The 15,098-nt window shown below is 54.7% G+C and carries 10 protein-coding genes; 6 read left to right on the top strand and 4 right to left on the bottom strand.

Annotated features, from left to right (window positions below; translation table 11 throughout):
• Positions 1–3 precede the first annotated feature (3 nt).
• On the top strand, positions 4–3,084 hold the full coding sequence (locus Q4501_RS02270) for an efflux RND transporter permease subunit (RefSeq protein WP_303593808.1): 3,081 nt from the start codon (positions 4–6) through the stop codon (positions 3,082–3,084).
• A 29-nt stretch (positions 3,085–3,113) separates the two neighbouring features.
• Here the strand turns inward: Q4501_RS02270 and Q4501_RS02265 are convergent, their stop codons facing one another.
• Complete coding sequence (locus Q4501_RS02265) at positions 3,114–4,565, bottom strand: amidase (protein WP_303593806.1); 1,452 nt, start codon at positions 4,563–4,565, stop codon at positions 3,114–3,116.
• Entirely contained in the window at positions 4,565–5,341 is a 777-nt protein-coding gene (gene djlA / locus Q4501_RS02260) for a co-chaperone DjlA (protein WP_303593804.1), read from the bottom strand. Before djlA ends, Q4501_RS02265 begins: the two co-directional genes overlap by 1 nt.
• 143 nt (positions 5,342–5,484) lie before the next feature.
• On the opposite strand from djlA, the gene alkB reads away from it, so the two are divergent.
• The gene (alkB, locus tag Q4501_RS02255; protein WP_303593802.1) at positions 5,485–6,135 is read left to right on the top strand and encodes a DNA oxidative demethylase AlkB; all 651 of its coding nucleotides are present in this window, start codon (positions 5,485–5,487) and stop codon (positions 6,133–6,135) included.
• Between the two features lie 11 nt (positions 6,136–6,146).
• Here the strand turns inward: alkB and Q4501_RS02250 are convergent, their stop codons facing one another.
• A complete protein-coding gene (locus Q4501_RS02250; RefSeq protein ID WP_303593801.1) occupies positions 6,147–7,427 on the bottom strand; it encodes an MgtC/SapB family protein in 1,281 nt (426 codons plus the stop codon).
• Between the two features lie 196 nt (positions 7,428–7,623).
• Here Q4501_RS02250 and Q4501_RS02245 point away from each other — a divergent pair, with 196 nt between their 5' ends.
• The gene (locus Q4501_RS02245) at positions 7,624–9,111 is read left to right on the top strand and encodes a SulP family inorganic anion transporter (RefSeq protein WP_303593799.1); all 1,488 of its coding nucleotides are present in this window, start codon (positions 7,624–7,626) and stop codon (positions 9,109–9,111) included.
• A gap of 1 nt (position 9,112) precedes the next feature.
• The gene (locus tag Q4501_RS02240) at positions 9,113–10,006 is read left to right on the top strand and encodes a universal stress protein (protein ID WP_303593797.1); all 894 of its coding nucleotides are present in this window, start codon (positions 9,113–9,115) and stop codon (positions 10,004–10,006) included.
• 69 nt (positions 10,007–10,075) lie between these two features.
• Here the strand turns inward: Q4501_RS02240 and trpB are convergent, their stop codons facing one another.
• Positions 10,076–11,281 carry a tryptophan synthase subunit beta gene (gene trpB, locus Q4501_RS02235; protein ID WP_303593796.1) on the bottom strand — a complete coding sequence of 402 codons (1,206 nt, stop codon included), beginning with the start codon at positions 11,279–11,281 and terminating at the stop codon, positions 10,076–10,078.
• Between the two features lie 409 nt (positions 11,282–11,690).
• Between trpB and Q4501_RS02230 the strand changes: the two genes are divergently transcribed.
• Together Q4501_RS02230 and Q4501_RS02225 are read left to right on the top strand one after the other, a co-directional pair.
• Positions 11,691–12,944 (top strand): efflux RND transporter periplasmic adaptor subunit, encoded by a 1,254-nt coding sequence (locus Q4501_RS02230; RefSeq protein WP_303593794.1) that lies wholly within the window; start codon positions 11,691–11,693, stop codon positions 12,942–12,944.
• Positions 12,932–15,085, top strand: coding sequence for a hypothetical protein (locus tag Q4501_RS02225; protein ID WP_303593792.1), 2,154 nt, complete (start codon positions 12,932–12,934; stop codon positions 15,083–15,085). The genes Q4501_RS02230 and Q4501_RS02225 overlap by 13 nt, the downstream gene beginning before the upstream one ends.
• Positions 15,086–15,098 lie beyond the last annotated feature (13 nt).

Genomic DNA, 15,098 nt, shown 5'->3' with positions numbered 1-15,098 from the left:
GGGATGCGCACACTCATCTTAGCTGCCATAGATCGCAGCCGCACCACGCTCCTGACTCTCTTGTTTTTGATTCTGGGCGGTATAGCGGCTTTTCAGACGATCCCCAGGGAAGCAAACCCGGACGTCACTATTCCAATGATCTATATCTCCATGACGCTGGAAGGTATCAGTCCGGAAGATGCAGAGCGATTGCTGGTTCGGCCTATGGAGCAGGAACTGCGCTCGCTTGAGGGGATAAAGGAAATGCGTGGTACCGCCTCAGAGGGGCATGCCTCGGTAATGCTGGAGTTTGATGCAGGTTTCGATCCGGATGCCGCTCTGCAGGACGTCAGGGAAAAAGTGGACACTGCTCGAAGCAAGCTTCCGCAGGAGGCAGACGAGCCCCGGGTAAATGAAATCAACGTTTCCCTCTTTCCGGTACTTTCCATTGGCCTTTCCGGGCCCCTGTCTGAACGTGAGCTGATTACTGTTGCCCGTGGGCTTCAAGATGCGATTGAGGCCATTCCAGAGGTACTCGAGGTGGAGATAGGTGGCGACCGGGAGGATCTTCTGGAAATCGTTGCAGACCCTCAAGTGCTTGAAAGCTATGGCATAGACTTCGACCAGCTCAGCTCTCTGGTGACACGGAATAACCAATTGGTGGCCGCCGGCTCGCTGGATACCGGCAATGGCCGCATGACGCTTAAAGTCCCGGGCGTTATTGAAAATATCGAAGATGTCATGTCCATGCCGATCAAAGTGGACGGCGACACAGTTGTGACTTTTGGTGATGTGGCCATGCTCCAGCGCACTTTTAAAGACCCGACTGGATTTGCGCGCATCAATGGAGAGCCGGCGCTGGTTCTGGAAGTGTCCAAGCGCACGGGTGCAAACATTATCGAAACCGTGGGGCAGGTGCGTGAGCTGATTGCCCAGGCGCAGCCACAGTTGCCTGATGCGCTGGATATTCGCTACATCATGGATCAGTCCGACGAAGTTCGTGACATGTTGAGTGATCTGCTCAACAACGTGCTAACCGCCATCGTGCTGGTCATCATTGTTATAATTGCCGCCATGGGCCCGCGCTCCGCCATGCTGGTGGGGCTGACCATTCCTGGCGCATTCCTGACCGGCATTCTGGTTATCTGGATGATGGGTCTCACCCTGAATATCGTCGTACTGTTCAGCCTCATTCTGGTAGCCGGAATGCTGGTGGATGGGGCCATTGTTGTTTCGGAACTGGCCGACCGTAACCTTTCAGACGGACAGACGGTGGTGGATGCCTGGGCTGAGGCAGCAAGTCGTATGGCCTGGCCCATTATTGCGTCCACGGCGACCACGCTGGCGGTGTTCGTACCGCTTCTGTTCTGGCCTGGCGTTGTGGGTGAGTTCATGAAGTTCCTGCCCATCACCGTCATTATCTGCCTGGTTGCATCTCTGGCGATGGCTCTGGTGTTCCTGCCGGTTCTGGGAGGTGTCAGCGGTGGTCGTCGTGCCCGTGTGGTTAACGAAAGCGGCCGGATGATGCATGGGTATCGTCGACTGCTTTCCGGGCTACTGTCCTACCCCGGTTATACGCTGGCAGGCGTGCTGGCAGTGGTTGTTTTGGTATATGTTGCTTATGGCAAGTTCAACTACGGCGTCGAATTTTTCCCCAGTGTAGAGCCGGATTCGGCGCAGGTGCAGGTTCGTGCCCGGGGTGATCTTTCGGTCTTGGAGCGAGACGCCATTGTGCGTCAGGTAGAGGGCCGCTTGCAGGGAATGCCCGAAGTGAAAGCCGTTTACGCGCGCTCAATGTTGAGTGCCAGCACGCAGATGGCACCGGATGTCATAGGCGTGCTTCAGTTTCAGTTTACTGATTGGTTTACCCGCCGCCCGGCCAGCGCCATTCTTGATGATTTCCTGACCCGCACTGAGGATATTCCGGGTATTGAGCTTGAGTTCCGGAAGCAGGAAGACGGCCCTGCCGGCGGCAAACCAATTGAATTGCAGGTCAGCAGTCGCGAGAGCAGCAAGCTTAATGGCTATGTGGACCAAATCGAAGACCAGATGCGCGCGCAAGGTGGCTTTCTGGATATTGAAGATGACCGTAGCCTGCCAGGCATTGAATGGCGCCTGGAAGTTGATCGTGAAGCTGCTGCGCGTTTCGGAACCGATGTACTCAGTATCGGCAGTGCGGTTCGCCTGGTGACCAATGGCCTGGTGCTGGCCACATACCGCCCTGAAGATGTGCGCGATGAGGTGGATATTGCCGTGCGGGTTCCGAACAACTGGCGCGAGCTGGATCATCTGCAGCGACAGACCATTAACACATCGCGTGGGCAGGTTCCGCTTTCGCAGTTTCTTGACCTGCAACCGGGAAACAAGACCGGCAGCATCGCCCGGGTGGACGGACAGCGGGCAGTAACCATCAAATCGGATATTCAACCAGGTGAACAGGTGGATAGCCTGTTGAAAGCACTGCAGGCTGAGCTCCCCGAAACACCTGAGGGGGTGACCGTAAAGGTTGCGGGCGAAAACGAAGACCAGCAGCAGGCCTCCAATTTTCTCGTCACAGCGTTTCTGGTGGCGATCGCTATGATGCTGCTTATTCTGGTGACCCAATTCAATTCCCTTTACCAGAGCTTCCTGATTCTTTCAGCGATTGTGCTCTCCACTGCTGGAGTTCTCCTCGGGCTGCTGTTAAACGGCCAGTCCTTTGGCATTGTTATGGTGGGTATGGGGATCATTGCGTTGGCGGGTATTGTGGTGAATAACAACATCATTCTGATCGATACCTACAACCAGATGAAGAAAGAGGGATTGACTGCCTATGAAGCAGCGCTGGAGACAAGTTGTCTGCGTGTACGGCCTGTGCTGCTCACTGCCATTACTACAGTGCTGGGTCTGATGCCTATGGTGTTGAGTATTAATGTCGACCTGTTGACACCGTCGCTCGGTATGGGCGCGCCATCAACCCAGTGGTGGGCACAGCTCTCCAGCGCCATTGCCGGAGGCTTGGCCTTCGCCACCTTGCTGACACTGCTTTTAACGCCGGCCATGCTGGTACTTGGAGACAAGGTCGGGCAGAGAGTGAGGAGGCGTCTGAGCCGAAACGTCTCATGACCACGTTGTTTGCAGAGTCGTTCGCCGAATTAACGCTTCTCGCAGATCAAGGGCCAGGGATGATCGGCCTCAAGCCCGAACGCGATCTCCAGGAGGGTGCGGTCCTCGCCGTGACGGCCCATAATCTGCACTGAAACCGGCAGGTTCTCCGGTGACCGGGCTGCGGGAAGTGAAATGGCGGGTGCGCCGGTGACGTTGGCCAGAGGCGTGAAGTTAGCGTAGCGGGTCAGCCGGTCGAACAAGGTGTCGAAAGGCACGTTCGGGCTGAGGTGGCCTAGCCTGGGCGTGGTATGGCCGAGCACCGGCGTAAGGACGGCGTCGAAACCAGCCATTGCTTTGGCATAATCGAATCTTGCGCGGCGTAGGCGCCACAGAATCGCAGGCATACGCCAGAAGTTTTTCCGGAACATCCGGTCCAGGCCCTGGGTAAGAGCATCTACCCGGCGTTTGTCAAAACCCGGATGAGTCAGCTTGCGTCCATGTAGTTGGATGCCGAATGCCAGCATGGCCCAATACAAGGCAAAATCTTCGGGGAATGTTGAGTTTGCCGGCACTCGCACCGGCTCAATGTGATGCCCCTGAGCTTCCAGTCGTCTGGCGGTCGCTTCGACGGTTTTACGGGTCATACCGTCAGTTTTATGGCCGTTGATGGAGTCTATAACCAGGCCAATTCTCAGCCGCTTTTCAGTTGCACCGTCCACCTTGCCAACGTGTGGCAACTTGGTGTTCCGGAAGTATCGCTCTGCCTGGTAGATAAAGTTCGCGGTATCCCTTACCGAGCGGGTAACCACGCTGTCGCTGAGAATATTGATGGGTAGGGATTTAGCGGCGTCGTTGTCGACAACGCGCCCGCAGGTAGGCTTCAGTCCTACCAATCCGCAACAGGCTGCAGGAATTCGTGTGGAGCCGCCCCCATCGTTGGCGTGGGCAATGGGAATTGCTCCGCTTGCCACCAACGCAGCCGAGCCGCCGGACGAGGCACCGGCGGAGTAAGCAAGGTTCCAGGGGTTGCGGCTTGGTTCACCATGAGCGTATTCGGTTGAAGCGTTGAACCCGAACTCGGGCATGGTGCTTTTGCCCAGACAAAGAAAACCCTGCGCGAGCATCTGCTGTGCGAAAGGGCTGGTCTTTTTTAAGGGGTGGCCGGCAGGCACGGCGTCTGAACCCATGCGTGTGGCCATTCCGGCCACATTCGTGTTGTCTTTGATAAAGGTCGGCACACCGCTGAAAAAAGGAGCCTCCGTCAGGCTGTTGCCTTTGTCCAGTTTTGCCGCTGCCCCCAGCACCTGCTCATAACGTTCAGCAACAATACTGTGAATCAGCGGCTCAACTTTGCGTAATCGCTGGATGGCAGCCTGTGTGACCTCAGTAACCGATACGTCGCGGCTACGGATGCGTTCGGCGAGGGCGGTGCCGTCATCAGTGCCCAGGGCATCGTCGGTAAACGCGTTGGCGATTTTCGGGGAGTCAGAGGCCGACATCAGGCGCTATTTTTCCGGGATTCCTTGATTACATCGTAGGCGTGGGTGATTTCCTGTGTGCGCTCTTCCGCCATTTCGCGCATGCTTTCCGGAAGACCTCGGCCTGCAAGTTTGTCAGGGTGGTTATCACTCATCAGTTTACGATAAACCTTCTTGAGCTCTGCATCGCTGATAGAGGGGGATACCCCAAGAACCTTGTAGGCGTCATCATTCTGCTGGGCGCTAGTGCGTTGGCTACCAGCCTGTCCCGCATGGGCACCGCGCAGCATGGCTTCCAGTTGATCAACCTGGCTCTCCGGCAGGCCGAGGCCGCGGGCAATGCGAACCAGCATTTCGTGCTCAGCCGGATGTACTACGCCGTCCGCCGCGACCGCTGAAACCTGTACTTGCAGAAACATCTGCAGGAAGGCTGGCTGGCGCCCGCTGATGCGCATGAAGTGCGCCAGTTCTGCATCCAGGTCGAAACCTTCGGCTTTGCCACGGCTGAAGGCTGCTTTGGCTGCGGCTTTTTGGGTTTCATTCAGGCGAAAACGCACGAACATGGTTTCTGCCATCTGGATTTCATCTTTTGAAACAACGCCATCTGCTTTGCAAAGGGCACCCATAACCGCGAATACAGATTCAATGAAACCAGATTGAATGTTCTGCAGTTTACCGATCAGACGGCTCTTCGCCCGGTTGAGCAAAAATGCACCGAGAGCTGCGCCCACCAGGAAACCGGGGAACTTGCCAAAGGCATAACCAATCAGACCACCAATGATCATCGCAAACAGCATCAAAACGTCCTTACCGGATAATGGATCAGACCACAGAATATACGTGTTTTTCAGTCAATCTTCATGAACAGGCTTTCATTCTGGTCATCTGTTTATACCCGTGCCTGTTAGAAGGCCGGTTTTTCGTGTTAAAAGTAGCGGTTATGACTCCTGACCTGTTTGCCGACCAGCCCATTGAAACAACGACTGAAGCCCTTGCGGAGGGTGCGTTTGTGCTTAGGCATTTCGCGTCGGCCGCAGATGAGGATCTGTTGCGTGAGATTGGACAGATCACGGCTGCCGCCCCTTTAAGACACATGAAAACACCCGGCGGGCACAGTATGTCTGTTGCCATGAGTTGTTGTGGACATTGGGGCTGGGTGACTGATGCGCGCGGGTATCGCTATCAGGCGGAGGACCCCTGTTCTGGCGACCCCTGGCCGGAGATGCCTCCTATTTTTGCCGAGTTGGCACGGTCGGCCGCACTGGCTGCGGGGTATCCGGATTTTACTCCGGACGCCTGCCTCATCAATCGGTATGAGCCAGGTGCAAAAATGGGGCTGCACCAGGATAAAAATGAGCGGGATCTGTCGCAGCCGATCGTATCGGTCTCTCTTGGGCTGCCCCAGACGTTTCAGTTCGGTGATATGACACGGAGTGAGCGGCCACGAAATATTCCCTTGGGCCACGGCGACGTGGTGGTCTGGGGAGGGCCTTCACGGTTACGCTATCATGGAGTGCTTACACTCAAGCACGGAGCCCACCCCCTGACCGGTGCCTGTCGTTACAACCTGACTTTTCGCAGCGCCCGTTAGCGATTATCTGATTACTGAATCCATGCCACCAGAAGCCCCGCGCTGAGCGACAGCAGCATGGGCCCTGCGACATAAAGCCCCGTTTTCCGGTTACCAATAACCCAGGCCATACCGGACTTGACCAGGTTGTTGGCTGTGGCAGCAATGACAATACCCATAACTGCCGTATCCAGCGAAAGACCCGTGTTGGACATGCGGCCGAGGGAAAGCGTAATTGCATCCACATCAGCAATACCAGAGGTGGCTGCCAGCACGTACACGCCTATGTCTCCAAGCCAGTTCTCAAGAAAGTCACCGAGCAGCAATACAACGGTTAAAAGTACGCCAAAAACCAGGGCAGATTTCAGGTCGAGCGGGTTTTGGCCAAGGGTTGGCTGGTTAAGCTGATTGCCCCCGGAATTTCGGCGCCAAATAACAACCGCCGGTACGTAAAGCAGTGTCGTCATTATCGCGACTGGCCACACAAGGCTGGGAAGCAGGTCGCGGTTGATCACGAAGCAGTACACCAATATGCGAGGGAACATAGTGCCACAGGCAATGAGGATGCCGGTTGCAAACTGTGCGTTCAGCGCTGGGTGCAGGTTGGCCTGGCGAGCAAAATGCAAGGTCAGCGCAGTGGAGGAGCTCAGGCCTCCAAAGAGGCTGGTAAAGAGAATGCCCTTTTTAGTGCCCGCCAACCGCATGGCAAAGTAACCCACGAAGGAGATGGACGCGATCATCACCACCATCCACCAGATTTCCCGAGGGTTGAGCACACCACTTGGCCCCATTGGTTCGTTGGGGAGCAAAGGCAGCATCACTACGGAAATTACAAGGAGTTTTAGCCCGGCATCCAGCTCGTGGGCTTTAAGTTTGTTCACCCAGCCGTGAATTTGTTCCTTGTTATCGAGAATAATCGCGGTGATCACGGCGGCGGTAGTTGCTATTACGGGGTCTACGGCAACAGCAATAGCACCAAAACAGAACGTCAGCACCATGCCGACCATGCCGGTAATGCTGAAATTGCGGATATGATCGAGCCGTTCACTGTAGGCCACGATTGCCATGGCGACCACGCTCAACAGAAGAACGGGAAACGCCCATACTGTGATTTCCTGTGCCAGAACAACAGAAATGCCGCCAAGAAGGCCTATGAGGGAAAAGGTACGGATGCCCGCAATGCGCTCGCCGGATTTTTGTTCGCGCGCATCCCAGCCGCGCTCAAGGCCAATGATGGCTCCAAGAATGAGTGCGACAGCGAGATTCAGCGTGGTCTGGTTCGCGGCCAGAAACTGGGATGCAACATCGTCCATGAACGGGCGAAACTCCTGTGTGTCTGTAGCAGTGCTCCAATAATACCAGTCCGCTATGCGAAGAGGACAGGCGCCCTTACGCCGGCACCCGCACTTTGGTAGAATTCGCGCCCCTTATCTTGCCGAAATTGCCGTAATCCAAACATCGGCAACGCCATTTTTGTTAAACAGCGCAGCCACCCGGATACCCGAAACTATGGTAAATACACTGAAAGCCAACTGGTTTTCCAACACGAAAGGCGATTTGCTCGCCGGAATTGTGGTTGCCCTTGCGCTGATTCCGGAAGCGATTGCTTTCTCGATCATTGCCGGTGTAGACCCGAAAGTAGGGCTCTACGCCTCTTTTTGTATTGCTGTCATCATCGCATTTGTGGGTGGTCGCCCCGGCATGATCTCTGCCGCGACCGGTGCCATGGCGCTGCTAATGGTTACTCTGGTAAAAGAGCACGGCCTGGAATATCTGATGGCTGCAACATTGTTAACCGGTGTTATTCAGATTGTTGCTGGCTGGCTGAAACTGGGCGGCCTTATGCGGTTTGTGTCACGCTCGGTGGTTACAGGCTTTGTGAATGCCCTTGCAATTCTGATCTTCATGGCCCAGTTGCCGGAACTCACCAATGTTACCTGGCACGTGTACGCCATGACTGCCGCCGGGTTGGGCATTATCTACCTGTTCCCGTATGTACCGGTGTTGGGCAAGGTGCTGCCATCGCCGCTGATTTGTATCGTGGCCCTGACGATTGTTGCTGTGCTGTTCAATATCGACGTGCGCACCGTGGGCGATATGGGCGAGTTACCCGACACGCTGCCTATTTTTCTTTGGCCTGATGTGCCGCTGAATCTCGAAACCCTGATGATTATCCTTCCATACTCCATTCCGCTGGCCGTGGTCGGTCTGCTGGAGTCGATGATGACAGCCACAATAGTGGACGACCTGACCGATACCGAAAGTGATCGTAACCGCGAATGCCGTGGGCAGGGCATTGCCAACATCGGGTCCGGCCTGTTTGGTGGTATGGCGGGATGCGCGATGATTGGTCAGTCAGTTATTAACATCAAATCCGGGGGGCGTACACGGCTTTCCACGCTCACCGCCGGTGTTTTCCTGATGGTGATGATCGTGGTACTGGACGACATACTGGTACAAATTCCCATGGCAGCTCTGGTGGCAGTGATGATCATGGTATCCATTGGCACCTTCTCCTGGGAGTCTATCCGCAACCTGAAAACGCATCCGCTTTCTACCAACATTGTCATGCTGGTCACCGTGTGCGTGGTTGTCGCAACCCACAACCTGGCGTTGGGCGTGTTCGCCGGCGTACTCCTTGCAGCGTTGTTCTTCGCTAACAAGATCGGGCATTTTATGGAGGTGCAGACAACGCTTGATGAATCATCGGGTACACGCACATACCAGGTAACCGGGCAGGTTTTCTTCAGCTCCTCAGAAAAGTTCGTTGCAGCATTTGATTTTCGCGAAGTGGTGGATAAAGTGGTGATAGACGTCAGCCGTGCCCACTTCTGGGACATAACCGCCGTGGGCGCGCTGGACAAGGTAGTTATAAAGTTCCGTCGTGACGGTGCGGAAGTGGAAGTGATTGGCATGAACCAGGCCAGCGCCACTATCGTTGACCGCTTTGGCGTGCACGACAAGCCGGAAGGCATTGACCAGCTGATGGGCCATTGATATGCAGGAAACGACAGCGAATATCCAAACTGACCCGCAGGATACATTGCAAGTTGTAGCCTGTGTTGATGGCTCCCGTGCTGCACCGGCCGTATGTGAATACGCTGCCTGGGCCAGTAAGTATATGAACCTGCCGCTGACCTTGCTGCATGTACTTGATGAAGAGCGCTACCCGGCGGAGCCGGATCTGGCCGGCAACATTGGCCTGGGGAGCCGGGAACATCTTCTGGATGAACTGGCTCAGCTGGATCGCCAAAGGGCAAAGCTTGCTCTGGAGCATGGCAACCATATGCTGGAAGAAGCCGCACTCAGGTTGCAGGAGGCAGGCGTCAGCGAAATCAAAAAACGCCAGCGCCATGGTGATCTGACGGAATCTCTGCTGGGAATGCAGGAGCATATTCGCCTGCTGGTGATGGGGCTGCACGGCGAAAGCAGTTCAGAGGGTGAGCAACACATCGGCAGCCAGTTGGAAACCGTCATCCGCAGTATGAGCCGTCCGATCCTGCTGGTTCCCAATGAATTCTCAACGCCTAAAAGCGCCATGCTGGCATTTGATGGCAGCGCCACGGCGTTTCGTGGTGTTGAGCACCTGGCAGCCAGCCCGGTACTCAAAGGCATGCCAATGCATCTGGTGATGGTGGGCAATGAAACCTCGGAAGCCATGGCCCAGTTGCGCAAAGCCGAGGCTATGCTGGCTCCTCTTGAGTCAGAAATTACGCTGGCTATCCGTAGTGGTGAAGTAGAACCTGTATTGCACAGTTATCAGGATGAGTTCGATATCGACATTCTGGTGATGGGCGCATACGGCCACTCTAAAATTCGCCGCTTTTTACTGGGCAGTACGACCACCAGCATGCTGACGACCGCGAAGAAACCACTGGTGATTCTGCGCTAGCCAGCCAAAAGTCATAAAAAAGGCGAAGCCGGGCTCCAGCTTCGCCTTTTTTATTTCTGCAACAGATGGTTACAGGCCCAGTTTTTCCGCCACGTAGTCGGCGTCTTTATCCCCGCGGCCTGAAAGGTTGACCAGGATAGACTGTTCTTTTGACAGCTTGGGTGCCTCACGTATGGCCCAGGCCACAGCATGAGCACTTTCCAGCGCAGGAATGATGCCTTCCACCCGCGACAGCATCATGAATGCATCCAGACACTCGGTGTCATTGGCACTGGCATACTCCACCCGTCCCAGGTCTTTCAGATAACTGTGTTGCGGGCCGCTCCCCGGATAGTCCAGGCCAGATGCGATGGAGTGAACCGGCATGGGGTTGCCTTCATCGTCTTCGAGCACGTAACAGGCCATACCGTGTATCTGGCCGGGTTTTCCCTTGGTCATGGTTGCCGCATGCCGCTCAGTGTCCAGACCCTCACCCGCAGGCTCGACACCCACGAGCTTGACGCTTTCATCATTCAGGAACGCTGTAAAAATGCCCATGGCGTTGGAGCCGCCACCCACGCAGGCTGCAACGTAATCCGGCAATTTTTTGTAGCGTTCCATGAATTGCGCGCGAGCTTCACGACCAACAACCGACTGGAAATCGCGAACCATACCCGGGAATGGGTGTGGGCCCACAACGGAGCCAATGGCGTAAATAAAATTCTGGGGATCTTTCAGGTACTCATCAAAGGCACTGTCGACGGCGTCCTTCAGGGTCGCTGTCCCGCGAGTCACCGGTATCAAAGTAGCACCCAGAATCTTCATTTTGGTCACGTTCGGGTGCTCTTTGGCAATATCCACCGTGCCCATATGAATTTCGCAGGGAATGCCTACCAGTGCGCAAGCAGTTGCCAGAGCAACACCGTGCTGGCCCGCGCCAGTCTCGGCAATCACCTTGGTTTTACCCATAAACTTCGCCAGCAAGGCTTCGCCGAGGCAGTGGTTGATCTTGTGAGCGCCTGTGTGATTCAGATCTTCACGCTTCAGATAGATGCGTGCACCGCCAAGTTTTTCAGATAACCGCCGTGCGTAAAAGATCGGGCTTGGGCGACCCACATAGTCTGCCAGCAAGTAGTCCAGCTCATCCTGGAAATCCTTGCGCTGGCGGATTTCCTGATAGGCGGCGCTGATTTCATCCATTACCTGCTTCATTTCCGGCGGCACAAACTGCCCGCCGAATTTACCAAAAAAGCCCTGTGCATCGGGTAGGTTGTCGTAGGGGGAAGGTGTGCTCATAAGACCGTGTCTCGCTTAAGGTTATTCAGCAATGATAACGTTCCGTTCCGGACCGCTCAACAGCATCGGAATTGGGGTGAAGGAGCCCCCGCCAAAGAAAAGCTGTGTGCCCAGCATGACTTCGGAGATTTTTCGAAGGTATTGCTATTAGCAGCATGCTGTGTCCGGAGTGAAAGTGAGTTTCTGTGGCGGTAACAGTAGTACACTGCCAAAATGTGCCACGTCAGTGATTTGTTTCTTAATCTCACGATGCAACGTAGAGTTGCCGTTCTGGATCAGGATTTGTCGGACCATTTAAAACGTCGAGATTAAATGAGAAGACGAAATGCTGTCAGGCTCTGCGTACTGTCAAAAGTGGAAAAGAACCCGAAAATGAAGTGCCTCGATACACCAAGAGTTGCGGTAAAGCATGCTTGAGAAGGAAATTCTGTCCGCCTGGCTTGATCTGACCTGCAAAATGATGCGGGGCGCGAAGCGGGCGGTGCTGCTTGTTGATGTCGAGCAGGAAATTCCCCAGTCAGTGCAGTGGCCGAGTGAGGAGGCAGCGCCGGAAGAGCTCGTGAGGCTAGCCCGCCAGGCCAGTTTGCAAAATCGTTTGATCGTAAAAAAGCTGGATTCGAACGGACTTGATCACATTCTCGCGACGCCTCTGAGAGTAGCTGCAGGGAGAAGTGTTGCTGTTGCTGTCCAGGTCAGAATAAAGCCCGAGCAGCAGCGGGTGGTCCTCCAGCTATTAAAGTGGGGAGAAAAGTGGCTCGAGTTGCTACTCCGGCATGAGCCTGAAGACGCAGACACCTCCGATCAGTTACTGATGGGTGATACGAGAGGGGAGGGCAAACGGAAGCGCCGCCTGGCTGCACCAGCAACAATCGCGTTGATGTGCGCTCTGCTTGCAATATTGGCGGTGTCATTTCTTAAAGGGGATTATCGGATCAGTGCACAGGCAACCCTTGAGGGAAGTGTGCAGCGTGCAGTGGTTGCGCCGTTTGATGGGTACGTAAACTCGGCACCCAAAAGAGCAGGAGAGACGGTGGCTGCTGGCGAAATTCTGGCGAAAATGGATGACCATGAACTCCAGTTGTCTCGCCTGCAGTTTGAATCCAAAAAAGATGAATACAATCGACAATACCGACAGGCTTTGGGGCAGCGCGATATGGCCCAGGCCTATATATACAAATCTCAGATCAGCCAGGTAAACGCCGAATTGAACCTGGTCGAGCGCAAACTGGAAAGGTCTGCAATCCGCGCCTCCATGGATGGCTATATTATTGCCGGTGATTTGAGTCGGTCACTGGGCGCGCCGGTCGAGCTCGGCGATGTGTTGTTCGAAGTGGCGCCACTGGATTCCTATCGATTGGTTATATATGTGGAAGAGCAAAACATTGCCGAGGTAAGGTCGGGGGCGGTTGGTCACGTCAATCTTCAGGCGTTACCTGGGAAGGAACTCGGCTTTGCGGTTAGCAAAGTGTCGCCCGTATTCGAGGACAGAGCGAACTCGATTGTCTACCGAGTGGAGGCCATTCTGGACCAGCAGTATCCGGCGTTGCGCCCGGGTATGCAGGGAGTGGCCAAAATTGAAGTTGGCGAGCGGTCGCTTGCCTGGATCTACTTTCACGAACTGTATAATGCAGTGGTGCTTTGGCTGTGGAAATGGCTTCCTTAGAGCAAAACCGGGTCAGCTACTCTATCGGTGAAACCTGGGACAAGGTGGCAAGCCTGCGCCTGCAACTGCATGATGGCGTCGTCAGCTATTGCCATGAATATCGGGGGCAACCCTGGCTCATACTGGCTGATCAGAACTCGGAGCGATACTTTCGAAGCAGCTCTGACGCAGACGCTTTTATTCGCAGACTCGACGGCCAATCTACCGTAGAAGAGATCTATAACAACCTGCAAAAATTACAGTCACCGGCATTGAGCCAAAGCGATATCATTCTGCTGATAGCCAATCTCAAGTCCTCTCATTTGTTACAGGATGACGACAGGACTGCCGGTTTGGCACAAAAGAACGTCATCGGAAAAGTCGGACAGTTTATAAAGGGGCTCTCCCGGCCTTTTGCCATTCGTGTTCGCCTGATCGACCCTGATCGCTTTCTTTCCAGAGTGATGCCTTACCTCGGCTGGATTCGGAGTCGCGTGTTCATATGGCTATGGCTGTTTGTTGTGCTGTACGCGCTGGTGACAAGCTGGATGCATTGGGGGGAGCTGGTTGACTATGGCGCAGCGCGTTTCAATGATCCGGTTTATCTCCTCTATTTCTGGCTGCTCTATCCAGTTGTGAAAGCGCTGCACGAAATGGCGCATGCGCTGGCCACCAAGCGCTGGGGGGGAGTCGTCCACGACATGGGCATCATGTTGCTGGTGTTTTTTCCTGTCCCCTATGTAGATAGCTCCGCGTCTAACCGCTTCGCCAGTCGGCGGAAGCGAATACTTGTCAGTGCTGCGGGCATTTTGGTGGAGACCTTTCTTGCCTCGGTTGCGCTTATCTGGTGGTTGCATGGTGCTGCCGGCATTGGCCGTGATATTGCGTTCGGCATCATGATCATCGGTGGCGTTTCGACCCTGTTATTCAATGCCAATCCGCTGTTGCGCTTTGATGGTTATTACGTCTTCAGTGAGTGGATTCAGATACCGAACCTTGCGAGCCGCAGTCAGCAGTATGTGGGTTACTTGTTTAAGCGTTTTTTGGTCGGTATCCCTGATGTCAGGTCGCCGGTCACAGCAGTCGGTGAGGCAAAGTGGCTATTCGTTTACGGAATCGCGTCCGCGGTCTACCGGGTTTTTATTTCACTATTCATCGCGCTCTGGGTATCTGGCAAGTTTTTTGTACTGGGTATGGCGCTGGCGCTTTGGGCGGTTCTCTCGCAAATCGTTTACCCTGCAATCAAAAATACGGTTGGGTTGTATAAAGCGGCGCAGCGAGCGGGCCGTCAATTACGCTTTGCCCTGGTCAGCATGGTTCTGGTAGCGATCGTTGGCATAGTGATGTCCGTACCTGTGCCAGATTCCACTTATGCGCAAGGGCTCGTTAATATACCGGAAGATGCCGCGATCCGGGCTGCAAGTTCGGGCATCGTGCAAGAGATGCACCGGGAAGATGGAAGTGCCGTTCAAGCCGGTGATGAAATCCTCACGTTGTCCAATATAGAGTTGGAATCCCGGCGCGTGGTGGTTCAGTCTCAGATTGACGAATTGCGTGGCAAGCTAAACGGTGCTCTCTCCCGGGATCGATCGCAGTCAGAGATTCTAAAAAAACGGATTGTCAGTCTGGAAGAAGAGCTAAGAGATATTGACGATCAGATTTCCGGTCTCTCCATTGTCAGTCATCAGGCAGGCCTGTTGGTACTACCAAAATCACAGGATTTGCCGGGACGCTTCATCAAGCGCGGAGACTTGGTGGGATACAGTCTGGATCGTGATCGCTTGACTGCCCGACTTGTGATTCCTCAAACGAAAATAGAACAGATCAGGCGGGATAGTCAGGACATCAGTATTCGTCTGATAGGACAGCCGCGAGATGTACTGCCCGCTAGCATGTCCCGGGAGATACCCCTGCTGAGCAATCGTCTTCCCAGCAAGTACTTGGGCAGTAGCGCCGGCGGTGCGACGGCAGTCGACGCGAGAGATGAATCAGGCCTGCAGGCGTTAACCAGTGTCTATCAGGTTGAACTGGAATTGCCCCAGCGACAACAGGGTATATTTCCAGGACAGCGAGTACACGCGCGTTTTGTTCATGGCGAAGAATCCCTGGGTCGTCAGTTGGTCCGTTATCTGCAGCACCTTTGGTTACATGAGCCAGTCTAAATGTAGCGTTTTG

Source organism: Marinobacter sp. 2_MG-2023 (assembly GCF_030546935.1).
Lineage (GTDB): Bacteria > Pseudomonadota > Gammaproteobacteria > Pseudomonadales > Oleiphilaceae > Marinobacter.
This window is presented reverse-complemented; position numbering and strand designations above follow the sequence as displayed.